Source organism: Leptothoe kymatousa TAU-MAC 1615 (genome assembly GCF_018739865.1).
Classification (GTDB): domain Bacteria; phylum Cyanobacteriota; class Cyanobacteriia; order Phormidesmidales; family Phormidesmidaceae; genus Leptothoe; species Leptothoe kymatousa.
In genome coordinates this window covers 57013-83115 of the sequence record NZ_JADOER010000004.1, presented here as the reverse complement: position 1 = coordinate 83115, position 26103 = coordinate 57013, and the positions used below count along the sequence as shown (strand labels likewise).

General features: G+C 52.4%; 23 protein-coding genes. 12 read left to right on the top strand and 11 right to left on the bottom strand.

The window, feature by feature from the left end:
• Positions 1-62: 62 nt before the first annotated feature.
• The gene (locus tag IXB28_RS02895; protein ID WP_215617050.1) at positions 63-923 is read right to left on the bottom strand and encodes a universal stress protein; all 861 of its coding nucleotides are present in this window, start codon (positions 921-923) and stop codon (positions 63-65) included.
• A 265-nt stretch (positions 924-1188) separates the two neighbouring features.
• Positions 1189-2601, bottom strand: coding sequence for a SulP family inorganic anion transporter (locus IXB28_RS02890; protein ID WP_407659167.1), 1413 nt, complete (start codon positions 2599-2601; stop codon positions 1189-1191).
• Positions 2602-3121: 520 nt separating this feature from the next.
• On the opposite strand from IXB28_RS02890, the gene IXB28_RS02885 reads away from it, so the two are divergent.
• The 5 genes from IXB28_RS02885 to IXB28_RS02865 all read left to right on the top strand — a co-directional run bounded on the left by IXB28_RS02885 (position 3122) and on the right by IXB28_RS02865 (position 9905).
• On the top strand, positions 3122-3937 hold the full coding sequence (locus tag IXB28_RS02885; RefSeq protein WP_215617048.1) for a TlyA family RNA methyltransferase: 816 nt from the start codon (positions 3122-3124) through the stop codon (positions 3935-3937).
• Between the two features lie 172 nt (positions 3938-4109).
• Positions 4110-4649 carry a ferric reductase-like transmembrane domain-containing protein gene (locus tag IXB28_RS02880; protein ID WP_215617047.1) on the top strand — a complete coding sequence of 180 codons (540 nt, stop codon included), beginning with the start codon at positions 4110-4112 and terminating at the stop codon, positions 4647-4649.
• 97 nt (positions 4650-4746) lie between these two features.
• Positions 4747-5892 (top strand): WD40 repeat domain-containing protein, encoded by a 1146-nt coding sequence (locus IXB28_RS02875; protein ID WP_215617046.1) that lies wholly within the window; start codon positions 4747-4749, stop codon positions 5890-5892.
• A gap of 339 nt (positions 5893-6231) precedes the next feature.
• The gene (locus IXB28_RS02870; RefSeq protein ID WP_215617045.1) at positions 6232-9144 is read left to right on the top strand and encodes a beta strand repeat-containing protein; all 2913 of its coding nucleotides are present in this window, start codon (positions 6232-6234) and stop codon (positions 9142-9144) included.
• Positions 9145-9299: 155 nt separating this feature from the next.
• The gene (locus IXB28_RS02865; RefSeq protein WP_215617894.1) at positions 9300-9905 is read left to right on the top strand and encodes a Uma2 family endonuclease; all 606 of its coding nucleotides are present in this window, start codon (positions 9300-9302) and stop codon (positions 9903-9905) included.
• A gap of 71 nt (positions 9906-9976) precedes the next feature.
• On the opposite strand, the gene IXB28_RS02860 is transcribed toward IXB28_RS02865, so the two are convergent.
• The 4 genes from IXB28_RS02860 to IXB28_RS02845 all read right to left on the bottom strand — a co-directional run bounded on the left by IXB28_RS02860 (position 9977) and on the right by IXB28_RS02845 (position 14500).
• Positions 9977-10747 (bottom strand): DUF4340 domain-containing protein, encoded by a 771-nt coding sequence (locus tag IXB28_RS02860; protein WP_215617044.1) that lies wholly within the window; start codon positions 10745-10747, stop codon positions 9977-9979.
• Between the two features lie 21 nt (positions 10748-10768).
• Complete coding sequence (locus tag IXB28_RS02855) at positions 10769-12460, bottom strand: GldG family protein (RefSeq protein WP_215617043.1); 1692 nt, start codon at positions 12458-12460, stop codon at positions 10769-10771.
• Between the two features lie 77 nt (positions 12461-12537).
• Positions 12538-13338: an ABC transporter permease gene (locus IXB28_RS02850; RefSeq protein ID WP_407659166.1), complete on the bottom strand. Its 801-nt coding sequence runs from the start codon at positions 13336-13338 to the stop codon at positions 12538-12540.
• Position 13339: 1 nt separating this feature from the next.
• Positions 13340-14500: an ABC transporter ATP-binding protein gene (locus IXB28_RS02845; protein WP_215617041.1), complete on the bottom strand. Its 1161-nt coding sequence runs from the start codon at positions 14498-14500 to the stop codon at positions 13340-13342.
• A 320-nt stretch (positions 14501-14820) separates the two neighbouring features.
• Between IXB28_RS02845 and IXB28_RS02840 the strand changes: the two genes are divergently transcribed.
• Positions 14821-15252, top strand: coding sequence for a hypothetical protein (locus tag IXB28_RS02840; protein WP_215617040.1), 432 nt, complete (start codon positions 14821-14823; stop codon positions 15250-15252).
• A gap of 106 nt (positions 15253-15358) precedes the next feature.
• Positions 15359-15601: a TIGR02450 family Trp-rich protein gene (locus IXB28_RS02835; protein ID WP_215617039.1), complete on the top strand. Its 243-nt coding sequence runs from the start codon at positions 15359-15361 to the stop codon at positions 15599-15601.
• Here IXB28_RS02835 and IXB28_RS16700 read toward each other — a convergent pair.
• Positions 15591-15716, bottom strand: coding sequence for a hypothetical protein (locus IXB28_RS16700; RefSeq protein ID WP_274609653.1), 126 nt, complete (start codon positions 15714-15716; stop codon positions 15591-15593). The two genes, IXB28_RS02835 and IXB28_RS16700, sit on opposite strands and share 11 nt — an antisense overlap.
• A gap of 202 nt (positions 15717-15918) precedes the next feature.
• Between IXB28_RS16700 and IXB28_RS02830 the strand changes: the two genes are divergently transcribed.
• Positions 15919-16266 carry a DUF2605 domain-containing protein gene (locus IXB28_RS02830; RefSeq protein WP_215617038.1) on the top strand — a complete coding sequence of 116 codons (348 nt, stop codon included), beginning with the start codon at positions 15919-15921 and terminating at the stop codon, positions 16264-16266.
• Between the two features lie 17 nt (positions 16267-16283).
• A complete protein-coding gene (locus tag IXB28_RS02825; RefSeq protein ID WP_215617037.1) occupies positions 16284-16589 on the top strand; it encodes a DUF2973 domain-containing protein in 306 nt (101 codons plus the stop codon).
• Positions 16590-16680: 91 nt separating this feature from the next.
• Here the strand turns inward: IXB28_RS02825 and IXB28_RS02820 are convergent, their stop codons facing one another.
• Positions 16681-18435, bottom strand: coding sequence for a dynamin family protein (locus IXB28_RS02820; protein ID WP_215617036.1), 1755 nt, complete (start codon positions 18433-18435; stop codon positions 16681-16683).
• A 206-nt stretch (positions 18436-18641) separates the two neighbouring features.
• On the opposite strand from IXB28_RS02820, the gene IXB28_RS02815 reads away from it, so the two are divergent.
• The 3 genes from IXB28_RS02815 to IXB28_RS02805 all read left to right on the top strand — a co-directional run bounded on the left by IXB28_RS02815 (position 18642) and on the right by IXB28_RS02805 (position 22270).
• The gene (locus tag IXB28_RS02815; RefSeq protein ID WP_215617035.1) at positions 18642-20678 is read left to right on the top strand and encodes a glycosyltransferase family 2 protein; all 2037 of its coding nucleotides are present in this window, start codon (positions 18642-18644) and stop codon (positions 20676-20678) included.
• A 91-nt stretch (positions 20679-20769) separates the two neighbouring features.
• Entirely contained in the window at positions 20770-21609 is an 840-nt protein-coding gene (locus tag IXB28_RS02810) for a DUF547 domain-containing protein (protein WP_215617034.1), read from the top strand.
• Positions 21610-21640: 31 nt separating this feature from the next.
• Positions 21641-22270, top strand: a complete 630-nt coding sequence (locus IXB28_RS02805; RefSeq protein ID WP_326520929.1) for a TIGR04282 family arsenosugar biosynthesis glycosyltransferase — start codon at positions 21641-21643, stop codon at positions 22268-22270.
• A gap of 14 nt (positions 22271-22284) precedes the next feature.
• Here IXB28_RS02805 and IXB28_RS02800 read toward each other — a convergent pair whose 3' ends face one another.
• From IXB28_RS02800 to recO, 3 genes are all read right to left on the bottom strand, one after another.
• Positions 22285-23445 carry a glycosyltransferase family 4 protein gene (locus IXB28_RS02800; RefSeq protein WP_215617033.1) on the bottom strand — a complete coding sequence of 387 codons (1161 nt, stop codon included), beginning with the start codon at positions 23443-23445 and terminating at the stop codon, positions 22285-22287.
• 250 nt (positions 23446-23695) lie between these two features.
• On the bottom strand, positions 23696-25138 hold the full coding sequence (locus tag IXB28_RS02795; RefSeq protein ID WP_215617032.1) for an MFS transporter: 1443 nt from the start codon (positions 25136-25138) through the stop codon (positions 23696-23698).
• Positions 25128-26006 (bottom strand): DNA repair protein RecO, encoded by an 879-nt coding sequence (recO, locus tag IXB28_RS02790; RefSeq protein WP_215617031.1) that lies wholly within the window; start codon positions 26004-26006, stop codon positions 25128-25130. Before recO ends, IXB28_RS02795 begins: the two co-directional genes overlap by 11 nt.
• Positions 26007-26103: the final 97 nt, after the last annotated feature.

Sequence of the window (26103 nt, the reverse complement as noted above, 5' to 3'; positions counted from 1 at the left end):
ATCCCTCAACCAGGTTAAACCCCATCGACTGTGCAAACAGTGGAGTTTGACACCAACGCAACCTAACGGAATAAGAGCACCGGAACCTGCACACTTCTCAGCAGTTGCACCGTAGTACTACCGATGACCAAGTGACGAATGCGGCTGTGGCCATAGGCCCCCATCATCAGCAAACTGATTTGATTTTTATCGATGTAATCACTAATCACCGTTTCAGGGTCGCCACTGAGCACGGTCGTTGTGGAGCTGAGCCCAGCCTGCTGCAACGTTGCTTGAGCGCTCTCTAATTCGGTGGGCGGCGCAGTATCCGACTTGGCCACCGTCAGCAGATGAATATCAATATCCTTAAAGCCCTCGGCACTATCTACCAAGAAACTTAGGATCCGCTTACCCGTGGGACTGCCGTCATAGGCCACGAGCAATTTCTCAATGGGTGCAAAGGATTGGGGGGTGACCAGACAGGGCTTAGTACTGCTGCGCACAATCCGGTCGATGTTTGCCCCCAGGTGGCCCGAGGCAAATTCGGCAGCCTCACCGCGCTTCCCCAGCACCACCATGTCGGCATCAGCCTCAAAGTCATGGAGCTGATCCACCAAAAAACCAGTTTTATTGATCAGCGCCACATCGCTCAGACCTTCGGCCTTAAGCATCTCTTCGGCATGCTGCAAAATCAGCCGGGCTCGCTGGTTGTTGAGCTTGGCCTTTTCATGCTCCAGGTTCACTAAATCAGTTAATAGCTGATCTGATGCGCCGAGGCCGATGCTGCCGGTGAAGTTACCGGTAGACACCAGCTTTTGGCTACGAATATCGGTCACATACAGCACCTCTGCCTTGGCCTGAAAGTGGCGGGCAAACCAGGCTCCATATCGGTAAATGCCGTCTGCAAAGGCAGACCCATCGGAGCACATCAGAATTGTTTTCATACGCTGTGTTTTATCCTTTTTGCCTCTTATAAAATGCAGTCTAGGAGATCACGGGCACAGCAGAACTAGTCGTCCGTCAAACTTAAACATTTGGGACAGAGAGGGGGGTGGGTAAACAGCCAGAAGGGTAATCAAGCGGCTGAGTTCGGAATGCGGAAGTCGGAATGCGGAAAGGGATTAAATTCCCAACTCCGACTGCCCAATTCCGAACTCAGCGTTGCTAAACCGTCCCGCTCCACAATCCACACATAAAACCGAACTGGGCTTAACTATTGGCAACCAGGTCTTCTTCGGTTGCCAAGCGATTCAGCAGGTTGGCCGTGGCGGCATTCAGCCCCACCACCGTGACTTCCACCCCTTTACGGCGAAACTTTTGCACGGTTTTGTCCAACACTTCCACGGCCCCTTGGTCCCACAGTTGGGCATCGCTCAGGTCAATGGTGACCCGCTCCACCCGCTCAGCAAAGTTAAAGGAGGCGGAAAACTCATCGCGAGACAAGAAGAAAATCTGACCAGACACTTTATAAATGCGGTGGGCGCCATCTTCATCTAGCACCTTGTCCACAAATACCAGCTTGGCCACTTTCCGAGAGAAGAACACCGTACTCATGACAATGCCTGTGGCGACACCAAAGGCAAAGTTGCGGGTAAAGATGATCACAAACATGGTGGTGAGCATCACCGCCACTTCACTGCGGGGCACCTTCCGCAGGTTGGTAAATGAGGACCACCGGAATGTACCAATGGACACCATAATCATCACTGCGACTAGGGCCGCCATGGGCATCTGGCGCACCCAGTCTTGCAAAAATAAAATGGCAATCAGCAAAAAGATACCCGCGGACAGTGTGGACAGGCGACCGCGACCGCCGGACTGCACGTTAATGACCGACTGGCCAATCATGCCGCATCCGGCCATGCCACCAAAGAAGGCAGTGACTATGTTGGCCACACCTTGACCTTTGGCTTCCTGGTTTTTGTCGCTGGGGGTGTCGGTAAAGTCATCCACTAGGGATGCGGTTAGGAAGGAGGCCAGCAAACCCACCACCGCCAGGGTTAGGGAGTAGGGCAGGATAATTTGCAGGGTTTCTAGGCTGAAGGGCACCTGGGGCAACGAAAAGATGGGTGGGGCGGTGGGTAGCTCGCCCATGTCGCCTACGGTGGGTACATCCAAGCGCAGCGCGATCGCAGCAATGGTCATCACCGCCAGGGCCACCAACGGCGACGGCACCACCTGGGTGAACCGGGGCAAAATATAAATAATCCCCAGGGATGCCAGGGTGAGCACATAGACCATGGAGGGCACGTTGGTGAGCTGGGGCAACTGGGCCAAAAACAGCAGCACCGCCAGGGCATTGATGTAGCCAATCATCACCGCCCTAGGCACAAACTTCATCTGGCGACCCAGCTTCAGCAGCCCGAAAATTACCTGGAAGATACCGGTGAGGAAGGTGGCCGCCAGCAAATATTGCAGCCCGTGGTCCTTAACCAAATCCACCATGAGCAGGGCCATCGCCCCGGTGGCCGCCGAAATCGAGGCCGGTCGCCCCCCCAGGAAGGCGGTAATAACCGCAATAATGAACGAGGCATATAGCCCCACCTTGGGGTCCACCCCAGCAATAATGGAAAACGAAATCGCCTCAGGGATCAGGGCTAACCCAACCAAGGCTCCGGCCAGGAGGTCGTCCTTGGGGTTCAGTAACCATTCCCGTTTAATGGAACGCCAATTTAGGGACCGAAAATTAAGAGTGCGAGTATTCAAGGGGTCTCCTTAAGCTTAAAAATAAATTGGACGTTACTGAACATTGGATAGGTTGAATCTGGAGAACGATGTAGCACGTTGACCAGTACATCCTTGAGCATCAGCAACGAATAAACATTGTTAATAGGACGCTGTCTTGCCCAGTCAAACGTGCAAGAACCCAAGCCCACCGCGTAGGCTAAAGTTCCAGTGCAGGCGCATTAGACTGAGCTATCCCCCATAGAGACTAGAGCTATTGACCCGTAGGTCAGCGATTTTAGCAGCGTGTGAGCAAGTGTACTTAATATTTCTTTAACCATTCCTATCTAAAGACAAATTGCCAGCACTGTCTAGGGGGCAGACAAAAAGGGTTTGTAAAGACTCATTCGAACAAAATGGTAGGGTGAGCAATGCCTGCTTTTTTTGAACCGCTTTTTTTCTAGTTAAACCACCCGCCATGGCCAAACAACGCTTGGATGTATACCTGGTAGAACAGGGGCTATGTGAATCGCGGCAGCAGGCTCAGCGCTGCATCCGGGCGGGCGAGGTCAAGGTAGACGAGGCCATCATTGACAAGCCGGGCACCCCAATTAAAGACGGTGCGGTGGTGGTGCTGAAGCAAAAATCGCCCTATGTGTCGCGGGGTGGGGAAAAGCTGGCCAAGGCCATTGCAGAGTTTGGTGTCGAGGTGTGCGATCGCATCTGCTTAGATGGCGGCATTTCCACCGGTGGCTTTACCGATTGCTTACTACAAAACGGAGCTAAACAGGTTTACGGCATCGATGTGGGCTATGGTCAAGTGGCCTGGAAAATCCGCCAGGACCCACGGGTAATTTTGCGCGAACGAACAAATTTACGCCATCTCACCCCAGACGACCTATACGACGAAAACACCCAGCGGCCAGACCTGGGTGTGATGGATGTATCCTTTATCTCCTTAACCAAAGTTCTCCCTGCCTTTTGGAACCTCATGGCCGCCGCACGGGAATGTATTTTGTTAGTCAAGCCCCAGTTTGAAGTAGGCCGCGAGAAAATCGGCAAAAAAGGCGTAGTACGAGATCCCAAAGACCACGCATCGGCTATTTGGCAAGTTTACCTGGCCGCTCAACAACTAGGATGGCAGGCTAAAGGTCTTACCTGGTCACCCATCCAAGGTCCCGCAGGTAATATCGAATATTTGCTATGGCTGATCAGTGAGGGTGACACCATAGAACTCAGTGAGCATGACGTGGGCCAACTCACCCAAAATGCTTGCCATACCTTAACTCGCTAAAACACCCAGGGAAAATCGCCATAGCAGGCCGTAATTAAGGCGCATCCAGGTTGAATCAACTAACTGGCAGAATGTTCTGTCCATCAGCAAAACATACAATCCCTCAGCTCACCCTCGTCTACATAATGATTGTGTTAACGCACAAACGCACACGAGAGTAAGACCTAAACCGATGAACGCGCTATCCGAAGCTCTGCCCCTTGATTTTGCCCCCCTTGGTAACAACTTAGGTTTTCTAGCACTAGCCGCCTACATTGCCACCCTAGTCCCCACCACTGTCCGAATTGTTTTACCCCAGTTTAAGTCCCACAACGCCGTCCGTTGGCTATTAAAACAGCGTCGAGCCATTGGCATACTGGCGTTTGTGCTCGCTGTCGGCCACACCTACTTTGTTGTGCGCAAACGCAATTTCGACTTTTTTGACCTCCACACCTACCAGGCCAGTGCGGAAGGCGCATCCACATTAATAATTTTCACCCTACTCTCCATCACATCCAACGATTGGAGCATCAAGCGCCTTAAGAAAAACTGGAAACGCTTACACACCTTAACCTACATGGCCATGTTTCTGTTGACCTGGCATGTGATTAACAAAATGGCAGGTCAATGGACAATGATCACACCCATTGCAGCAACAAGTATTCTCACCATCACAGTCTTGTTTTGTATTCGGCAGCTAACTGAATTTCGTAAGCACCGTAGCAATTCCTAACCAAAGGAAACACCAAACTGCTATCGCCCCCCGAGAATGTCACTCTTTCCACTGAATTCAAGCAATTGAATTGTATTCGTCGTGCCCCATTAAACCCATGATCGTCACATCCACTTCTCCACAGACAACCAGTAGACTCTCTCTCTATCCAACAGACCAGCGCCATCAGCCCAAAGCTCGCAAAGTTAAAGGCAAACGGCCAAAGCAAAAATCAACCATCGAAAAACTAGGACTGATAAGTTTGGCTGCCGCTGGCATCACCATGTTGATAGACCTGGCTCCTGCTACCATAGCGACAAAAATACAGCCCACAGATATGGTCGCCAGTGTGGCAAAAGCTGACGCAGCGTTGACCTTAGATAGACAATTTGAGCCCACCCAAGCCTTTGCAGGCAATGGAGTCACCTATGCCAGTGACTTACACTCCAAAAAACATATTTTTGCCACTGGCAACTTTAATGGCACGGTTGATATCTGGGATTCAACATCGGGAAAGCTGCAACAGTCCCATGCCATACATTCAGATGCCATTGAGGACATTGTTTTAAGCTCCAATGGCGAACTTTTAGCCAGCAGCAGTTGGGACAATACTATTCACATTACAAACCTAGACAATCGTCAAAGGGGCTATTCGCTGATCGGGCACACCGATGATATCAAAGCCTTGACCATGAGCCCAGATGACCGACTGGTGGTGAGTGGCAGCTTTGATAAAAGCGCTAAGGTATGGGATGTGCAGTCTGGCAAGTTGTTACACACCTTTGAACATAGCCATGGCATTACCTCTGTGGCCATTAGCCCGGATGGTAAAATCCTAGCCAGTGGTGACCGACGGGGAAAGATCTCCCTATGGGATCTAGACAGTGGGTTAAAACAGGCCACGTTACACGGTCACACCCGCACAGTATGGGATTTGGTCTTTAGCCCCGATGGCACCATGTTGCTCAGCGGTAACCAGGATAAAACAGCGATTCTGTGGGACTTAAACACCTTGGCTCCCGTGGGCATATTTGAGGGCCATCAGCGGGCAGTTTATGCTGTTGCCTTTAGTCCAGATGGTCGCACGGTAGCCACGGGTAGCTATGACAGGACTGTCAAACTCTGGGATGTGACAACTCAGCAGCACCGACAAACCCTCGAAGGCCACAAGACTGCAATATGGGGTGTGGAATTTGACGATACTGGAACAAGGTTGATGAGCAGTAGCACCGATGGCAATATTCGCTTTTGGGCGACTCAATAGACCAGTCTGATCACATATGAGATATCAAAATTGTATGTTGAGGAGGTAGTAGCCTTCTATCTCCTCTCTTTGAAATTTCAATCAACGTTACCAACAACCGTATCGGAGTCGAAAATGCCTGACTCCGATACGGTTTTTAGTTGTTAAAAATGCCAATTCAAGCCGTTGACGACAGCTCGCCCATTTCACAAAAATGCTTACCTCAAAGGACTTACGGCTGCGGATATAACTACTTGGCAGAATGTTCTACGAATCAGAGAAATATACAAGCGTTGATCTCTCTAGCTTTTAGATAATGGCCTTGCGAATCAATCAACTTATGGGCTCCTGGAGGCACTCATGGCAACAACTGCAAATTTCTCTGACATCAATGTTCCTGTAACAGTAACGCTAGACGCCAATGGCAATGGCACCGCTACTCGTGAGACTGGTTTTTCAGTCAGCCATGGGAATGTTGCGGTTGAATCGTTAACAGCGGCTGCGATCGCAAACGATCCTGCATTCGTCACCGAAGCCCTCGCTGGCAACCTATATTTCAACGTTCACACCAAAGACTTTCCCGGTGGTGCCACTCGCGGTCAACTCGATGATATTAACGACCAGCGCGATGCCAATGGCGTTGGTTCTATCACTTTAACAGCAACATTAGATGCCGCCCAAGAACCCAGTGGCACCTCTACTTCTGACGCTACTGGCACCGCCACCGTCACATTGACAGTGGATGCCAATGGCGACGTTACTTACAGCTCCGACCTAACTTTAAACGGTCTCACCACCTCGGACCTGCTGCCCGTTGCTGGCCTTAGCGCCATTCACATTCACCAGGGTGCCCGTGGTACAAATGGCCCTGTCATCCTAGACGTGGTGCAAGATGCTGGTGGGGATACCAACGGTAATGCCCTGACTCCAGCGGCCAACACAGGTGATGGCAATGTTTTCGATGAAATATTGTCTACCGAAAACCTCACTGATGTAAATAGGGTAATTGGCTCTCCCGAAGGAGACACGATCACCAGCGCAGGTGGTAACCAAACTCTGCAGGGCGGTTTAGGCAGTGACGCCCTCAACGGTGGCGCTGGTATCGATACGGCTGACTTTTCTGACATCGATGTGCCCGTCACCGTCACCCTAGATGCCAATGGCAATGGCACCGCCACCCGCGCAACCGGCTTCTCCATTAGCTATGACGATGTCGCCGTGCAATCCCTGACCACAGATGCCGTTGCCGATGACGCCGCTTTCTTAGCGGAAGCCCTGGCTGGCAACCTGTATTTCAATATCCACACCAACGATTTTGGCGGTGGCGAAATTCGAGGTCAGCTCAGCACCATCAACGACCAACGCGATGCCAATGGTATCGGCACCGTCGTCATCTCCGGCGGGCTGGATGCAGGCCAAGAACCCGGTGGCACCTCTGATTCTGAGGCCACTGGCACTGGCACCCTCACCCTAAATGTAGACGCCAACGGCGACATTACCTACAGCACGGATTTTTCAGTCACCGGCCTCGCCACCTCAGACCTATTGCCCGTTGCTGGCCTCAGCGCCATCCACATTCACCAGGGTGCCGCTGGCGTCAATGGCCCGGTAATTTTAGACATAGTCCAGGATGCGGGGGGCGATATTAATGGTGTAGCCCAAACACCAGCTGCTAATACAGGCGATGGGAATGTCTTTAACGAGGTTACCGAAACTGACACCCTTACCTCCATTGAAAACATCATTGGTTCCAACGATGGCGACACCATTAACGGCGGTGACGGCAACAACACCCTCACTGGCAATGACAGCGCAGACACCCTCAATGGTCAAGGCGGTGACGATGTCCTTGATGGTGGCTTGGGCGTCGATACCCTAACCGGTGGTGCCGGTGCAGATGCCTTTAGGTTCTCCGATGCGCCCTTTGACCGGCAGGTGGTCGAAACGCCAACTCGGCGCGTAGGCGTGGGTGACGACTTCATCACTGACTTCGATTTTGCTCGCGATCGCTACCAGCTCAACCTTGCCAGCTTTGACATGGCCGGGGCAGTGCTTAACTTCCAGTCCCTAGACGCCAATGCTGCCGGGGCAAGCATCTCAGATAATGCCAACGTTATCGTGCTGCAAAACGCCAATGACAATGATCCAAATACGGGCTTTAACGCCGTTGCCGCCGCCGATCAGATCGCATCTCTGACCGATGAAAGTCGTCCCGGTTTCTTTGCCTACTTCAACACGGCCCTTGGCGTTAACCGTCTGGTCTATTCAGAAGACCTAAGCGACGCCAATGCAGGCATTAGCATTCTCTCACGCCAAACAGACCTAACTGGGCAAGACGCCATTGACGCCCTGCCCAACTTTACCGCCGACAACTTCGAGTTTGAAAACGGCAACAACGGCAGCACCTTTGTACTCCCCGGCAATAATCTAGTACAGCTCGACCTAGCCGCTGGCGACAATGCCCTACAGTTCACCATCAATAGCCAAAATATCAACGAGGTGAGTGAGCTTCAGCTATTTAGCACCGATGCAGCAGGCAACATCATTAGTAATAGCCCGGTCAGCACCCTGTCACTGCTTGCCGACAACAATAGTCTTGCAGGCTTCTCGCCACAGTTTACAGTGGACGACTTCCAAGATGGTGAGTTTTTCCAAGCCCTACTCGTGCAAAACGGCAACACCAGAACGGCAACACCAACCGCTCTAAACAATGGTCAGGTCACCCTCGACTTTGGGGACAACATTAGCCTAAACCTAGCCATCGGTGCCTTTGATGTGGGCGTTGGCACCAGCGCGCTGGAAGTAAATGCAGCGGGCGATGAGCTAATCAACCTCAGCGGAGAGAGTGATTCATTGACCATGAACTTCTCGGTGTTCCGGGAGGCGGCATTCGACAACACCGTGGGCTTCTACACCACTGTCGATGCTAACGGCGGTGTGACGGATCCTGTCACCGGGGCTATTCTGCAGCCAGAAGATGCGGGGTACCAAGAAGCGGCCCTGGCCAATCGGGTTGATGTTAATATCACCGGCGAAAATGGTCAGGTGGTGACTGGCACCGCCACCTTAGATGCAGGCGGGTTCCTAGGCACCTACCTGATCGCCAATGGCACTGAGGCCGCCGGCAACGATGTGTTCTTCTCCTACGGGGCAGCCAATGGTGGCAATGACCACGTTAGACAGCTGGGTAACAATACCTTTGGCTTTGAAGACCTGGTGGGTCTGGGTGATGCGGACTTTAACGACACCGTTGTCAGCTTCACCCTAACCTAGGGCACGTGAGCCATGTTTTTACCAAGCATGGCTCATACCCCGCTCAAGTCTTGCCGCAGTAAGCGTTATCGGAATAAAGGTTTCAGCGCCGGGGGCTTGTCTCTGGCGCTTTAATTATGGCGTTACAATGGGCACGGAAACCTGCCACAGTTGCCATGGTTGCTTTACCCGAGCAGTATCTAAGCGTTGATGATTATCTGCGGCTAGAGGCCGAAAGCCCCATTAAGCATGAGTATATCGACGGCCAAATCTATGCCATGGCTGGGGCCACGGATAGCCATGTGACCATAGCAGGTAACTTATTCGCGGCACTGCGGGGGCATATACGAGGGACCGGTTGCCGTTTGTATATTTCAGATATGAAGGCACAGGTGGAGGCACGAAATCGCTTCTTTTATCCGGATGTGATGGTTACCTGTGACCCGCGCGATCAGGAGACGGATACGTACAAGCGGTTTCCAAAGTTGGTGATCGAAGTATTGTCTAAATCGACAGAAGCCTATGATCGGGGAGATAAGTTTGCCGCCTATCGGGCGTTGGAGAGCTTGCAGGAATATGTGTTGATCAACACTCACTGTCAGCGATTAGAAATCTTTCGTCGTAATGACTCTGGACAGTGGGTGTTGCAATTTTACACGTTAGAAGATGAGACGTTTGACTTGAAGAGTATTGATTTCACAGGTACCTTTACTGAACTGTACGAAGACGTTGTTTTAGAACCCTCAGAAATCCCTGAAGACGTGAGGGTGGAATATGGTTAAGAGGACTAACTCCAGGTGATTCAGAGTTCTTCTGATTCTCACTAAGAGAAGTTAATTGAACTCTAGAAGAGTCACTCACTTTCACTGTCTGAAGCATCCGGTGATTCAGACTCTTCAGATGCCGATGGTTCTGTGGTTTCCTCACTGTCAGGCTCTGATATTTCTGCTTCTGACTCTTCCCCTGTTGCATCAGCATCTTCGTCCGCACTATCTAAAGCATCGGATGGTTCAGACTCTTCAGATGCCGACGGTTCTGTGGTTTCTTCACTTTCAGGCTCTAATCCTTCCTCTACTGCCTCTTCGCTATCTTCGGCCGCAATCCATTGATCTATGCGACGCCCAATGCCAGATCGTAGACTATTGGGCATCAAATAAAGCTCTCCAGGTTCAGTCTCTGGCGTAATCTCAGTCGTCATCACATACATTGAGGACCCACTAAAGTCCTCGTCGCCTAAGGCCAACGTATGACTCTCTTCAAACACAGTCATCTCCACCGTGGCCCGGGGGGCGTCTAAGCCATAGTCGTCCAGCTGCGCTGTGGTCGCTAAGATCGTTTCCGTAATCGGATCGGTGGTGATGATATTGAGGAAAAAGGCAATGGCCGACGGATCTGCTGGGGCATCTTCGGGTGCGGTCATTTGCCAGGTGCCGTCTGTTTTTTCAAAGGCGAGGGTGGTGTCGCTGCGGGTGATGGTAAATGCATCCACATCTTCCTCAGCAAAGGCATAGAGAGGCTGCCCCTTTTCGGGTCTATTTTTTTTGGTGGTTTCGATGATGGCAACGGTGGCGACCAGCGCGATCGCAACGCCCAACAACACCCCAGTGCTACGCTGTAGCTTCATGGCATATGCTCCCTAAAAAACCTAACGACGACGGAACCAAGTCACGGTGGCACCGATTAAGCCGAGTAAGGGCAACACAATCAGCGCCAAAACAATGACCAAAATCTGACGAGAAACCGTCATAGTAATGCGACGGTTAGTAATTTCCCTAGCCCGAATCGATAGGATCGAATCTTCCAGATTGCTGAGCCAGGTAACACTATTGAGAAACACATCCCCGTTTAACTGCTGACCAAACAGACCATCGGTGGCAAATGTCGCATTGCCAATCACCACCAGCCGCCCTTCACCCTGGGCGCCTTCGTCCTCAGCCTCGGATGTTGTTTCACCCCCGTCTGCAGTAGCTTCTTCTTCTTCCACAGTCTCTTCGTTTTCGGCCTCTTCTTCGGCCTCGTCAAAGGAGGGGTCTTCAAAGGACTCTTCCGAAAATTCTGTTTCTTCCAGATCCGGGTCCTGAATCTCCCTTGTCAGCACCACACCAATGGTAAACGGACCTTCCGGCGCTTGTTCCGTATCCACATTAAGCTCGCCGGTGGGCGACAGTTCTTCGGCGTAGCTTTGGGCATTGCTCAGCAATAGGGGCGTTGCCTCCACACCGTCCACCTCCTCCACCAGCACCGGACGGGCCAGGGGATAAAACGAACGGCCATTGTCAAATGCTTCGGTAATGGGGTGCTCACCATAGTCGGTCACCAGAGGTGCGGCAGGGCCTAGGCCCACCAGTTGCCCCGTATTGGATGCATCGACAATCAGACGCTCATCTAGGGTAATGCCCCATTCCTCTAGCAGGCTGTCCAGTTCTGGATTGGTTTGGGGATCTACCATTAGCAAAACGCTGCCCCCTTCATCCAGATAAGTTTCGAGGATCTCCACCTCGGGTTCAAAGAAGGTTTGCTTCGGCCCAGCAATGACCAGGGCATTGGCATCCCCTGGCACCACACCGATTTCATCAAAGTTCAGGGTATCCACCGTAAACCCATCTTCTTCTAGGGCTGCGGCGGCCTGGGCATAGCCGGAGACACTGCCGTCGATGAGGAATTCGTCATGGCCCTGGAGAAAGTACACAACGGCATCGCGATCGCGGCCAATCTGGGCCAATTTATTAGTCAGGTCCTGCTCGTTTAAGCCTTGCACCCCCAGGGGCTGCACAAAAATTTTCTTGTCGCCCACCTCTAGGTGCACTTCCCGACCTTCCCCCGACACATTAAACTCCCTGGCAATGCCTGGGTTTTGAAACGGGTTTACATATTCGTAGGTGAGGTTCTCATTAATATTTTGATAGCTATCCAGCAACTCCTTATCATTGGAATTGAGCGACGCATCAAACAACACCACATTCACGGGCTGTCTTAAATTGCTAACTACGGCCTGGGTCTCGGGGGCCAAGGTGAATAGACCGCCTTCGGTAAAATCAATGCGCGGCCCATATTGCACCGCCAAAAAGTTGGCCACCGCCAAAATCAGCAGCACCGACACCGTTGCCAGGACGGCATTCGTCCCCGCCTGGGTAGATCGACTTTGCAAAAAGTTGCGATAGCCACCCCCACCCATAAATAGGCCAATTTGGGTGAGCGCCACACCCGCCACCAAAAGGGTCACGGGGACAGCCGTCCAGGCACCGACAAAACCAGAGATCAGCCCCGCCGTGGTCAGAGCTAAACCGGGCCAAATTAACCAGCGGAGATAGGGGCGAAGGGTAGACAGCGCTTTCATACAGTGGAGGTAGAAAGAAGAGTATCAATGAAGTGGGACAAATGCTTTGGCGGGGCCAGTCAGGAACTCTACACGGGCTAGTTTCGCTGAAACCTAAAGGCTTCGATGGACTGGGCGGTTAAGAATAACCCTAAAACCGCATAGGACAGGAACAGGACAAACCCGCCGAGGTCAAACACCCCTTGGGTAAAATCGCTGTAGTGCTTGAGCAACGATAAATGGCTAATGGCTTCCCCCAGGGGGCCTTCCAAGCCACTGGCCACACCTTCTAACACAAATAGCACCAGCACCATGGCAAAGGTGAGAATAGCCGCCAGCACCGTACTTTCTGTAAGTGAGGAAATAAACATCCCCAGGGAAAGCACCCCTGCGGCCATCAAGATCAGCCCCAGATGACCGATAAACAGTAGGTTGAGGTCAAATGGTGGGTCCGATGCGCCCACAATCAGGGCTTCTAACACCAGCAGGGGCAAGACCATGGTGAGAAAAAAGGTGACCACCCCCAGCAGCTTGCCTAAGGCCACCGCCCAGTTGGTAATGGGGGAGGTGGCTAAGAGTTCGAGGGTGCCCTGCTTGCGCTCATCGGTATAGAGCCCCATGGAAAGGGCGGGCAGCACAAACATGGCCAGGGACCCCAATAGCCCTAGATAGAACTGGGTGAATTCGTAGGGCAGATCCAGGGGGGCACTTTGCAACCCGGCCTGGTCGGCAAAGGCCGACTGCTCTAGCAATCCCTGGGGACCAAACACCAGAATAATGAGCAAGAAGCTGGCTAAGAGCCAAAATATGGTGGCAATGCCGTAGGCCAGGGGAGACGCAAAGTAGCTTTGGAGTTCCCGACGGTAGATGGCAATGATGTTGCTGATAACGGTAACGATGCTATTCATCGGTCTTGGCTGGGGTGTCTTGTTCGGCAGAATCTTCTGGGGTCTGGTCGGCGGGGTCGGCGGCACTATCCGTCGGTGGCTCCGCGGCGGCTACCAAAGCGGCTTCATCGTCTGGCTCGGCCTCGGCCTTCGTTGGGTCATCGTTTTCTGGGTCATCATCTACGACAGCCTCGCAGGGCTCGGTCTCGGAATCGTCTTCTTCTGCGGTGGAGGGGTCTTCGGTGATCAGGTTGATGAAGACATCTTCCAAACTGACCCGGTTGCGGGACAGTTCATACAGGCCCAAATCTGAATTGATAATGGCGCTGGCGATCTCACTGCCCGGATCGTCTTCCGTGGCCGACACTAGCTGAAATCGATAATGATTTTCCGCCAGGCCCTCGCCGGATAGGGCCGTCACCGACTCCACCTGTTCCAAATCGTTTAGCACCGAGTTCGCCCGCTCTGGGTCGCCCGCCACCTCAATGGCATAGCCCAACTGTCCGGCCAACCGCGCCGTCAGATTTTCTGGCGTATCGGTGGCAACGATGCGCCCTTGATTGATGATGGTGATGCGATCGCAGGTCATGCTCACCTCGGGCAGGATGTGGGTGGAGAGAATGATCGTATGCTGCCCCGCCAGGCTTTTGATCAGATTTCGCACATCAATAATTTGCTTTGGGTCCAGCCCCACCGTAGGCTCATCCAAAATAATCACCGGCGGATCGTGCACAATCGCCTGGGCAATCCCCACCCGCTGACGAAATCCCTTCGACAGCTTCCGAATCAGGATCCGCCTCTTTTCGCCCAGGTTGCAGCGCTCCATGGCCGACGCCACCCGCTGGCTTCGATCGCCAATGGGCACCCCCTTGATCCGGGCCACAAAATAAAGAAACGCCTCCACCGTCATATCCGGATAGAGGGGGGGAGTCTCTGGCAAATAGCCAATGCTTTGGCGCACCGCCATAGAATCCGTATGCACCTCATGGTCGGCAATCCGTGCCGTACCACTGGTGGCCGGCAAATAGCCAGCCAAAATCCGCATGGTGGTGGTTTTGCCCGCCCCATTGGGTCCCAGAAAACCTAGAATTTCCCCCGGCTCGACTTTAAAGGACACATCCTTAATGGCCAGTGTGGAACCATAGGCCTTACTTAGCTGATCTACCTCAATCATGGTTTACCAGTCCAATATCCATAGGCTGAGCGAAACAGCTTGACCATTCTGCCACTGAATTTCCCAAGGATTGCCATAAAATTATGAGCATTTGCCATCCAAATCATGAGGATATTCCTCAAACCCAGGCTACAAGACAGTTTCAAAGGTAGCTTTGCCCTCAAAAATCAGTAACGACAAATTGCGCAACCCTATACTATTTGTCAGGGTAGGACAACCCATTGACCATGTCCCCAGCCCGTTCAAAGGCTACCCTAGCGCGCAAATATCCTAATACATCAAGGATTTGCCATGTACGACAATAATGCATCAGCCTCCCTATGACGACCAGCAATCCAGGGCCTGAAAACTCCCTCACCTTTTTGTATTACTTTGGCACCACGACACTGATTACCATTGTGCTGGCCAGCCTGGTGCTAAATCTAAGCCCCATGAGTTCTATCCCCAACCAAATGGGATTAGTCATGGGACTAGTTGGCGGCTTCCTAGGGCTATATTTCAACCGATCGATTACCCTCAAGCAACCCATCAAAGGCCACAAAGTTTTTCTCAACCAAATCAGTCAACCCCTAGCCGAACTAGGCTACACCCCCCTAGACGACGATAATTTGCCAGCAGATATCGTTGTCTATGGACGCCAAAATGTGCGCGGTCTGCTATCGGGCAAAGTGTACATCCGGCTAGAACCCAAAACCGCCTATATCACCAGCCGCGCCGTGCATATTCGCGGGCTCAAAAAAATTCTGAGCTAGCCAGCCTATGGTTGAGCACCGTAGAACGACGCTCGGCCAAACCATGGTTGAGGATAGCTTGCCCACCCACCCATGCTTCAACACAGCAGCGCCATAACAGCGACTAATGCCCAAACCAAAGAAACAAAAATTTCCCCACTTAGTAGGCTCCAAATGGACAGCCCAGCAAAGGACCATGGGTTGGCGGCATTTTCAAGTTGTCAATCGCAAAAACCAAGGCAAGCTCGTCTTCGCTGAACTGGTAGCCTCCTGCGACCCCACCGTACGCTTTTGGATTAACGCTACGGTGTTAAAAAATCGACAGCTTTGGAAAGCTGGCTGGCAAACCTTAGAAGAAATCACAGGATAGTCAGCAAAATTGCGGTATTTCTGCGCCCTTTGAGGGCATCCCAAACAGGCCGAGACACCGCCAGCAATAAGTATTGGTGTATGCGCTCAAAGCGTAACGGTAAAATTGATGTCATATCTTAACTATTCTCAAATGAGAATAGCGCTAATATATACCGTAATTAATACTCCTTACGGAAAGCTCATTGGTATTGCCTATTGTTTCTCAATACACATGCTAATTGGCATTCTCTGGAGGTTCTGTTTAAGCTAGTAATAGCTTGTGGATTTTAACTAAACATTCATAAGTACTCTAACTGTTTAGCTTAAACACAGCTGATGTCCAGTCCCAACGCCCCCGAAACAAAGCTAATGAAGGCGGTCCTAGAACCCCTCCTGAACGATTTCCAGCACTGGTTCAGTCGTTCTATTACTTTGCTCGAAGCTGAGACCATTGATTTTCTTGGTGAAGACGAACAGCAAAATTTGCTGGCTCGGGTGCGTGAAGCTCAACAGCTGGTGAGTGCATCTCAGGCGCTATTTCAGGCAACCGACAGCCAAGCTGGTGTCGATGTTGCCGTGGTAATGTCTTGGCATCAGCTGGTCCATGAATGTTGGAATGTGGCGATTCGGTTCCGACAGCAGCAAGCCCAAGCGGCTCCAGACAAACTCACAGAGGACAATTAGCGCAAACGCTTCTTCCTATGCTGCATTTACTCTATATTTTTGCGTTTTCGATTCTGGCTGTATTGGCAATTGTCAATTTAGTCCGTAATCTTATTAGCCTGGGTATCGAAACCCGGCGAGGCACTGGCAGTGTCGCTGCATCTAGACCCAAGCAGCCCCGCCGTGTCCCCCACCCGGAATTGTTAGACGACGATGGCAATGTGCTCGATGAGCCTCTGCTGGTAATGCGCTCTATTTCGATCAAAGATGCGCGCGAGCAGCTGGATGCTATCTATGAATCTTCAGGCGGTGGCACATCCCTAGAAGAGCCCAAGGAAGATTAGAAATCTACCTCAAAACTTATTAGCTTAAGGGCATGGGGAAAGGATGCAGGTTGATATGGCTGTATCCTTTCCCCATGTTTTATCGAGAAGACTATTGCAATAGGTTTTGAGTGGCCATTTCGTTAAATAAGTCCTTGGCCTCGGTTTGGATAGCGTCGTATTGGTCTAGCACCGGGGCAACGGCTTCAGTTTCGCGTTCTACATAATCGTAAAACTGGACAAAAATACGCTCCACTTCTTCGTAAATTAGGCTCAGTTTTTGGTTGAGGCGATCGGCCACATCCGTTTTGAAGCGACTTTTTTCGCTATCGAGGGCCTGCTCAAATTTAGTAATGATTTGTCGGCGCTGCCAGGCAATGCCAATGGCTAGAAAAATGACGCCGATACCGGCAAAGGCGATGCCAATGGCGTTCATAATGGCCTCGGCTACGGCAAATTCGACAATGTGGAGAATGGTGCCGGCTACGGCCACAAAGGCCCCGCCAACAATTTCGGCGGCCATGCTTTCAGCTTCGGAACCCAGGGTGCGCGTTAGCCCCTCATCGGTCAGCAGGGTGCCGACTTTGGCTTTAACGCTTTCGATGACTTCTTGGCGGCGTTCTAGGATTTTGATGGAAATGGCATTGCTTTGAAGCTGATGGGTCTGCACCGCATTCAGGTCATCGGTTAATCCTTGGAGTAGCTGACGAATGCCATCGACAAAATGCTGGGCACCTTCATTGGAAAGTTCTTCTAGGGATGTTTTGAGTTCGTCCTGGCAGCGATCTTTGAAGTCGTTCATCCAGGCCTGCAGCGATGCCTCTTTGTTAAAAATGCCGACAAAGGACCGACGCATTACGGTCATCACAGACAGGCTATCGCGAAATTCTAGTTTGATGCGGCTGGCAATGGTGTCGTAGCGATCGCTAAGGCGACTCACTAATGTATCAATTTCGGTTTGCGATCGCGCCCGGCCCCCAGCAATCTGCTGGCGAATGCCATCGGCCGTTGCCCTATCTTCATTCAGCTGTTTTTGCAGCATATTGATATCGTCCGTCAGCGCTTCAATCAGCTTTTGGGTGGTGCCGCTCACGGACCGCAGCTTCACTTTGTAGCTCTCCCCCGTGGAGACCATATCGCGAATGTACTGACGGACGGGGGCAAAACCGCTATTGTCCGCATCCCCTTCAAATTCCATTTCCGCCGATGTGGCAAAGACCATCGGGTCAGGAATCTGTTTTTGAATCGCGTAGTCCCGCACCTGCTGAACGTTAGTGGCCAAATTTTCAGACCGTAGCAAATCTGCCTGCTGCAAAATAAACACCACTTTTTTACGCCAGTTCACACTGACATAGTCCAAAAAGTCCCAGGCACTTTTCTGGTAAGGGTTTTTGGCAAACAGAACAAAAAAGGTGAGGTCGCTGTTGGGAATGTAGCGTTCCGTAATCACCTGATGGCCATCCACCAGGGAATTGGTGCCCGGCGTATCCACAATGGACACATCTCGCAAAATCTCAATGGGGCGACTCAGCTTGCGCAGATGGGGCTCGATTTGCTCAACGGTCTCTTGATCGCCATAGACAATTTGCTGAATCGAATCGGTGCAGGGGGCAATATCCGTGGCGCACACCTCCGCATCTAGCAACGCGTTCACAAAGCTGCTTTTGCCAGCTTTGACCTCCCCCACCACCACAAACAAAAAGGGTTCATCAATGTTGCGGCGCAGGCTGTCGGTGGTTTCCGCCAAGGCCGGGTTATTAATGCTGGCGGCTAAGGCCTGCATCCGCTGTAGCAGTTCCGCCAGGGCAGTGCGATAGGTTTGCAACTGCGGATCGATAATCGTTGTTGGTTTTGCTGCTGTTGCCATGGACCACTCCTACATACCGCTACTACAGTTTACAGAGGGTAATTGGTAGCAGAGGAATTGGCACGGAGAACTTAAGATGTTTGGCTGAGAAAATGACCGCATACCCCCCACATAACTGCCGATATCTGAGAATTTGCTGTTAAAAAGCTCAGCAGAATTTCAGCCACACCCTATTTAATAAGCCCAGCGCAGTTTCGTGGCAGCCCATGACCTTAGACAATACGTTAGTTATTATTCCAGCGCTGAATGAAGCGGCGACCATCCCCCAGGTGATTCAGGCCCTGCAGACCCAGGGGTTAAACCACATTCGGGTGGTGGATAACGGCAGTATCGATGGCACAGCCCAGGTGGCAGCCCAAGCCGGGGCCGAGGTGGTGCAAGAACCGATAAAGGGCTATGGGCAAGCCTGCTGGACAGGTCTGCAGGCCATGCCCACCGCCATAGAATGGATTTTATTTTGTGATGCGGACGGCAGTGATGATTTGGGGCAATTGCCGGAGTTTTTGGCCCAGCGGCAAAGTTACGATTTGATTTTGGGCAATCGCCGGGGCACAGCAGCAGGGCGCAAACAGCTGAGCCCGGTGCAAAATTTTGGCAATTGGCTGTCGGGGTCTTTGATTGCCCTTGGCTGGGGCCATCGCTTTCAAGATTTAGGCCCCCTACGCCTAATCCGCAAAACGGCCTTAGACCAAATTGGCATGCGCGATCGCAACTTTGGCTGGACCGTGGAAATGCAGGCCCGCGCCGTCGAATGCGGGTTGCGCATTTGCGAACTGCCCGTCAACTACTTGCCGCGCCAGGGGGGCACATCCAAAATTTCCGGCACCCTTGGCGGCAGCATCCAAGCCGGCACCATTATTTTGTCCACCCTGACCCAGCTGTACTGGCACAATCTCTGGCGCGGCGGCGCCACCCCCAACCCAGAAAAGCATCAGCCGGGGCTGCTCTTTCTGAGTGCTTTTTTGCTTGTGGCAGGCACCATCTACACCTTGCCCCACGGTGCTTTTAGCGAACCCACATCGGTCATTCACTTTTGGATTGGCAGCGCCATCATGGGGGTGGGGTTTATCTTGGCCTGGATGCTGCGCAGCGTTCCCGGCATCTGGTTCTGGGGAGTTGCGATCGCCACCCGACTGCTGCTCCTCACCATGTACCCCGGCAATGACATTTGGCGCTACCTATGGGAGGGCTACGTTCAGCTCCAGGGCTTTAGCCCCTACGATTTTTCCCCCATGGCCGATGTGCTTAAGCCGCTGCGCACCGAATGGTGGGACCAAATTAACCACCCCTACGCCTCAGCCATTTATCCCCCCGTCACCCAGTTTGGGTTCAAAACCCTAGCCCGCATTGGCCTATGGGTCCCCCTGTTCAAGGCCGCCTTTGCCGCCGCCGACCTAGCCGTGTGCTGGCTGCTGAGCCGTCGCTTTGGCCATCGGGCCACCCTCCTCTATGCCTGGAACCCCCTAGTGCTCTATAGCTTTGCCGGTGGGGGCCACTACGACAGCTGGTTTGTGCTACCCCTGGTGATGGCCTGGCTATGGTTTGATCGCCCCGGTGCCGCCGCAGACACCCTCCCCCCCTTCACCTATCTAGGCAGTGCTTTTTTTGTGGGCATTAGCATCGCCGTGAAATGGATTTCCCTACCGGTGCTCGCCTTTGTGGTGTGGCATGCCCTGCGGCGAGGGCGCATCGCCACGGCCCTAGGCAGCGGCATCCTCGGCCTAGGGCCCGTGGTCCTGGCCGCCGTGCCATTTTGTAGTCCCACATCTTGCCCATTAGTAAAATTTGGGTCGTCCTTCGTTGTTACCGGGCGCTGTTCTGAACTGATTCCCTATATTGTTGAACAACTTTGGGAACCCTCACGCTGGGCCAACTGGCTCTATGCCTTTCCCCTGGCGTTAGTCGTTGTGTGGCTGCTGCTGCGGGCCCATACGTTCCACAAATTCACCGAATGGTATCTGATTTTTTTGATGGTAATTTCCCCCATCATTCACTTTTGGTACTTGAGCTGGCTCATGCCTTTTCTAGTGTTCAGCCGCAACCTAGGGATTCGACTGATTAGTCTCTCAGCCTATGTGTACTTCACGCTGCTATATATGTCTGCCCAGGAAGACTACAGCTGGATTTTGCCCGAGGCCCAGCGCCATATTTTATGGTGGCCCTTTGTCCTGGGCATTGCCTGGAGCAGCGCCAAAATCACCTGGCCCAAGCTGGGGTTAACCCCAAAATTGAACAGAACTTAAGCCGCATCTCAGGCTGCATTCAGTTGGCCGTGAGAGATTACCAGTTAAGGCTTGATCCACATATTCCCCCTACGATTTTTTCAAAATTATTATGCAGCATAAGTATTTATCAGCCCTTATTCTGGCGTTCTCCGTTGGCCTAGTGGGGTGTTCCACCGGCCCCGACACCACCGCCAATACCCCCTCAGCCCAGGTGGAGATTGCCTCTGCCCAGGGGATTGACTACACCATTTACGATGATGTTTTAAGCACCTACGTCAATGACGAAGGCTGGGTTAACTACGTTGATTTGCAACAGTCTCGGGAGGTATTGGATACCTTCAACAAGGGTTTAGCCACCGTTGACGAAGCCACCGTCAGCGGCTGGAGTGAGGCGGAACAAATTGCCTATTGGATTAACGCCTATAACTCTCTTACGCTCAAGTCCATTGTTGATCAAACGCCGCTCAAGTCGAGCATTAAGGATATTACTGGGGTATGGCGTCTGCGGAAACATCCCATTCGGCAAACAGAAAAAACACTCAACGAAATTGAGCATGATGTGCTGCGGGTGGACTTTGATGAACCCCGTCTCCACGCCGCCATTGTCTGTGCCGCCATTAGCTGCCCGCCCTTGCGCAATCAGGCCTTTACCGGCGCCCAGCTAGATGAACAGCTAGATGAACAGGTGACCCAGTGGCTAGCAAGGCCCGATGGTCTAAAGATCGACCAAGAGGGCGGTGAGGTCAAGCTATCTAAAATTTTTAGCTGGTTTGGTGGCGATTGGATCCCTAGCTACGGAGTGGATAGTGGGTTTACGGGCAGCAAAGAAGAGCGCGCTGTGCTGAACTTTATTAGCAACTACGTGAGTGCAGAGGAACGGGCCTATCTAGAAGCGGGTGAGTACAAGGTTAGTTACTTCGACTACGACTGGTCATTGAACAAACAGTGATAATAAAGAAAAATTAAAATAGAGAATTATCGTGGCGATAAACGCTTGCCTAATGTTGTTTACCCGGTATCCCAAAGCTGGGAATACCAAGACTCGACTGATTCCCCACCTAGGTGCGGTCGAGGCCGCTGCACTACAGCGCAGGATGACGGAAGCCATGGCTGGGGAAATGGCTTTCCTGGGGCCAGAGATTGACCGGCAGGTTCATTTTGCCGGTGGCGAACTCGCCCAAATGCGCACCTGGCTAGGCCGACAGTTTACCTATTTACCCCAGTTTGCTGGGGATTTGGGCAATCGGTTGCACCAGGCCTTTGTGGATAATTTTGGCTTGGAGATGGAGGCGGTGGTGGCCATTGGGGCGGACTGCCCCCAGCTAAAGAACAGCCATTTTAAGCAGGCATTTCGGCTGCTTAAAACCCATGATGTGGTGCTGGGGCCAGCCGCAGACGGTGGCTACTACATGATTGGTCTGAATCATCCCCAGCCCCAACTGTTTGAAAATATTTCCTGGGGCACTAGTGAGGTGTTTGCCCAAACGGTTGCGATCGCAAAGACCCTAAATCTTTCTGTTGCCACCCTAGAACAACTACGGGATGTGGATCGACCTGAGGATTTAGAAATTTTGAACAGCGTGCTAGCCCCGGAGGCCTGGGCCAGCTAAAGCCAGCGCCCGCGCTAGAGACGTCCCACCTGCTGAGGGATGGAATACCGAGCCTTACTGGGCACCATCTGGGCATACAAATTTTCCAACTGGGTAATGTTTTTACTCAAGGTGTAACGATCCAACACCCGCTGCCGTGCCTTGCTACTCAACAGCGAGACCATTTCTGGATGGTCCCGCAACAGGGGCAAAATCGTATGCAGCTGTTGGGCCACCCGCTGGGTATCTAGCACAATGCCCGCCCCATCTTCCAACACCTCACCATCAGCGCCCGCATCTGTGGCGATACAGGCCGCCCCACAGGCCATCGCTTCCAACAAAGACAGCGACAATCCCTCAATCAGGGACGGCAAAATAAACGCATCCGCACCCCGCAAAATTTCAATGCGGCGATTTTCATCCGCCACAAACCCCAACCAAATCACCGAATCATCGGCACCATAGGCCGTTTTCAAGGCCAGTTCCAAGGGGCCACTGCCCACAATTACCAGCTTATGGTCAGGGCCCAAATTGGCCAGCTTCCAGCCCTTCAGCATCGACTCAACATTTTTTTCAATGGCCAGCCGCCCTTGATATACATACAGATACCGGGCCCGCAGCTCCTTTTTAATGGGGGAAGTCCCCGGAGAATAGCGATACACATCCACACCGTTGGGAATCACCGCCACCCGCTCCAGGGGCACCCCCAACTTCACCAATAGCTCCTGCTGGATTCTAGAAAATACAATCACTCGGTCATAGTGCGCCAACCGAGGGGCATAGAGCTGATAGGTAAAATGCTGGGTCCCCGACGTTAAATTACGGCGTTTGCGGTCAAAGGCAGGATGAAAAGTAGCCACCAGGGGAATACCCAGCTCATGGCAAATTTCTGGCAGCTTAAAGTCTAGCGGGGATAAGGATAACGAGGCGTGGACTAAATCGGGCTTAAGTTCCGCCAACACCTCCGCCAGCCGACGGGCTGACCGAAAGCTAGGAATAATTAAAATTTGGGACTTGAAGATAAATGGCAGCGAAACTTCTTCATAGCCACCCTGCTCTCCTTCAGATTCTTCAGTCGTTGCAAAGTGCAAAAACGTCACCCGGTAACCACGCTCTAGTAGCGCGTTGGTAATCTCTCGACCGTAGGTAACATTTCCACAAAAAGGGGATTTTTTACCAATCCATGCAATATGCATCTAACAGGGTGGCTATATAAGTGTTTATAAAAAGGGTTATTTCAAACGTAATAACCAAAGCAAACATTGACGGCTTAACGCTTGCAACCGTTGGGGAATTGCCCTGCGGCGAGATTGTTGTGCCCAAGCCCCAGACCAAGTTCATAAACTTAATATTGCTTAAGCAGCCGTACGAATACTTTATACGACTTTATCAGGATTTTAGAATTTACTCAGGGGTTCGTGTCCCCAGCCTTCGCGTGATCCACTCTTAAGTACGGGCATCAGCGGTCGATTCTGCGGGCACCGTAAACACCGTTTGGGTAAACAAACCACCCAACACCACAATGGTCGCCAGGGAAAATAACACCAGCCGCAGGCCAAAGAACGCTTCCGCCACCCCCGCCAATGCCAAAGGCAGACTCAACGCAATATTGACTAGATTATTTTGCAGACCAAATACTTTACCCCTCATATCTTCTGGGGTTTGCTCCTGAATAGTGGTTTGCATCGGTATGCCCACCGCAGCGGCAAACACCCCGAGCAGCGCAATCAGCCCCAGGCTAAACCCCAGGCTGTGAATGGTAGTTGCTAACCCTGCTAAAGCGGCCCCCATGCCCAATAGGCCCACCATGCTCAGGTGACGACGCTTGAAACGGTGACCCAAATTCCCAATGATGGCGGCACCAATACCCATGCCCACACCGCCAGCGGCTAACAAAACACCAAACTGAGATGACTTCAGGGCGGGGATGACTTCCGCTAAACGCACCGCCAGCACCGCCAGCGCGGCAAACACTGAAAATAGTAGGACTAGCTGAATAATGGCATTACGAATGGGGGGACGCTGTTTGATGTAGGTCAGACCATCCTTGATATCGGTCAACACGTGGCTATCGCGCTGCAGGGTTTCGGCAGCCTCGCCGGTATTCATGGCAATTAAGATCAGGCCCGCCAAACAGTAGCTGAGGCCCACCAAAATGTCTTTGCCAATGCCACTGCCGTGATCTAAGGGCGCCATGAGTTTATCTGCGATCGCAAGCAGCGGTTCCCCCACGGCAAAGCCAATAATCACCGACGCCATCATGGTGGTGGTGTAAAGCGAATTGGCCGACAGCAAATGACGATCTTCCACAATCAGCGGAATCGTCGATTGCTCAGCCGGGGCAAAAAACTGGGTCAGGGTAGATACCAAAAAGGTAATTACCAGCAACAAACAAAAGCTCACGGGAATGCCAGCAACATTTCCCCAGTCGTGGCTGAGCCACAACAGTAGGGGCAGCACAATCACCAAGGCCCCCCGAAAAATATTGGTCCACACCAACACCGGCTGCTTGAGCCAGCGATCGACATATACCCCAGCCAACGACCCAAACAGCACCGCCGGAATGGTAAACGCAATCATCACCGCCGATACCCAGCCGCTGATGGTTTGCCCCGGCAGCTGATATTGACTCGCGATGATGGCAATCATCAGCACTAAATACACCTTGTCCGCCAGCTGGGAAAAGACCTGACCGCCCCACAGAGTCAGAAAATTTCGATTTTTTAAGACCGGCCAAAAGCCGGTGGCGGGCTGCGGGGATGCCGCCTGGGCCTCAGTGGCCCTGCCGTTCTGCTCGGTCAGTGAGCCCACATCTATCTTGTCAGCTGCCGACTGCTGGTCAGCATCTGGCAGCTTAGATGATTCATTGGCGTCGGACTCACGAAGCATAAGCGGGTGAAGCAAAGCAGCTATCGATTAGCGCAGCAGAGCGAATGGGACGATCAAAGTGAAACTGGGCATAGTTCCTGAGCAAACGTTCCACCCGACGCCACAAACCGTGGGGAGCCGCATCCACTCCCCCTATAGATGTTAAAGAACGATCCTGGGTGAACACAAGCTCTGGTTGGGCTAATTGTTGTAACAACGCCAGCTCTGCCGCGCCAATTGTCGTGGTTAGCGAGCCATAAATGCGTTTGCGCCGTCCTGCGTCATAATCCGCTGGCCCCGCATTATTCTCCAACCGTTCTAGCTGCTCTAGGGTAATCACGCCTCCAGCGGCGATACTAAACCCCACCTGCCAGGGACTGTCCCCACGATCTAAACGGGGTTGAATCGGTTTCCGGCTGACACAGCAGTAACGCAGTTCTGGGGCCACCCCAGCCAGGGCCAATATATGAAATGTCCCCTGGGCCAAACAGGCTAATACGGTCCCCGCTGAAGCTGTCTCCAAGCGTTCTAGATGGGCCACCAATAGCTCAAATAATTCTTCCTGGGGTTGTTCGCTGGCCTCGCACAGCACCAACTCTGCCAAGTATTGCCCGGCGGTCAATCGGGCTAAATCGCGACTCAGCCCCGGAAAGGACTGCTGGGTTTGGGCCTGAATCATCTTGTCTAGGGACTTCCCCTTGGACAGCATGAGCTCGTTCACCACAAACAGGCCACTGCGCCCTCCCAAACGTGACTTGTGCTTGCGGGCCCCCGGCGCGATCGCACGCAGCAACCCATGCTCCTTCGTCAAAATGGTCATCAGGCGATCGTTCTCCCCCATGGGAGAGGCCTTTAAGTTAATACCAGTGGCTTTATAGGTACGAGACATGGAAAAAGCAATAGGGTTGGCAAAGCTTACCTAGGGACTAGGCCAAGGGTAGAACCACCCCTAAACTATGCATCGCCCACTTAAGCAATCGATATAT

Coding starts and splice junctions, on each gene's coding strand:
- IXB28_RS02875 (WP_215617046.1), top strand. CDS start 4,747: ATGATCGTCACATCCACTTCTCCACAGACAACCAGTAGACTCTCTCTC.
- IXB28_RS02855 (WP_215617043.1), bottom strand. CDS start 12,460: ATGAAAGCGCTGTCTACCCTTCGCCCCTATCTCCGCTGGTTAATTTGG.
- IXB28_RS02860 (WP_215617044.1), bottom strand. CDS start 10,747: ATGAAGCTACAGCGTAGCACTGGGGTGTTGTTGGGCGTTGCGATCGCG.
- IXB28_RS02800 (WP_215617033.1), bottom strand. CDS start 23,445: ATGCATATTGCATGGATTGGTAAAAAATCCCCTTTTTGTGGAAATGTT.
- IXB28_RS02885 (WP_215617048.1), top strand. CDS start 3,122: ATGGCCAAACAACGCTTGGATGTATACCTGGTAGAACAGGGGCTATGT.
- IXB28_RS02865 (WP_215617894.1), top strand. CDS start 9,300: ATGGTTGCTTTACCCGAGCAGTATCTAAGCGTTGATGATTATCTGCGG.
- IXB28_RS02870 (WP_215617045.1), top strand. CDS start 6,232: ATGGCAACAACTGCAAATTTCTCTGACATCAATGTTCCTGTAACAGTA.
- IXB28_RS02810 (WP_215617034.1), top strand. CDS start 20,770: ATGCAGCATAAGTATTTATCAGCCCTTATTCTGGCGTTCTCCGTTGGC.
- IXB28_RS02840 (WP_215617040.1), top strand. CDS start 14,821: ATGACGACCAGCAATCCAGGGCCTGAAAACTCCCTCACCTTTTTGTAT.
- IXB28_RS16700 (WP_274609653.1), bottom strand. CDS start 15,716: ATGACATCAATTTTACCGTTACGCTTTGAGCGCATACACCAATACTTA.
- recO (WP_215617031.1), bottom strand. CDS start 26,006: ATGTCTCGTACCTATAAAGCCACTGGTATTAACTTAAAGGCCTCTCCC.
- IXB28_RS02845 (WP_215617041.1), bottom strand. CDS start 14,500: ATGATTGAGGTAGATCAGCTAAGTAAGGCCTATGGTTCCACACTGGCC.
- IXB28_RS02795 (WP_215617032.1), bottom strand. CDS start 25,138: ATGCTTCGTGAGTCCGACGCCAATGAATCATCTAAGCTGCCAGATGCT.
- IXB28_RS02830 (WP_215617038.1), top strand. CDS start 15,919: ATGTCCAGTCCCAACGCCCCCGAAACAAAGCTAATGAAGGCGGTCCTA.
- IXB28_RS02895 (WP_215617050.1), bottom strand. CDS start 923: ATGAAAACAATTCTGATGTGCTCCGATGGGTCTGCCTTTGCAGACGGC.
- IXB28_RS02820 (WP_215617036.1), bottom strand. CDS start 18,435: ATGGCAACAGCAGCAAAACCAACAACGATTATCGATCCGCAGTTGCAA.
- IXB28_RS02880 (WP_215617047.1), top strand. CDS start 4,110: ATGAACGCGCTATCCGAAGCTCTGCCCCTTGATTTTGCCCCCCTTGGT.
- IXB28_RS02815 (WP_215617035.1), top strand. CDS start 18,642: ATGACCTTAGACAATACGTTAGTTATTATTCCAGCGCTGAATGAAGCG.
- IXB28_RS02825 (WP_215617037.1), top strand. CDS start 16,284: ATGCTGCATTTACTCTATATTTTTGCGTTTTCGATTCTGGCTGTATTG.
- IXB28_RS02835 (WP_215617039.1), top strand. CDS start 15,359: ATGCCCAAACCAAAGAAACAAAAATTTCCCCACTTAGTAGGCTCCAAA.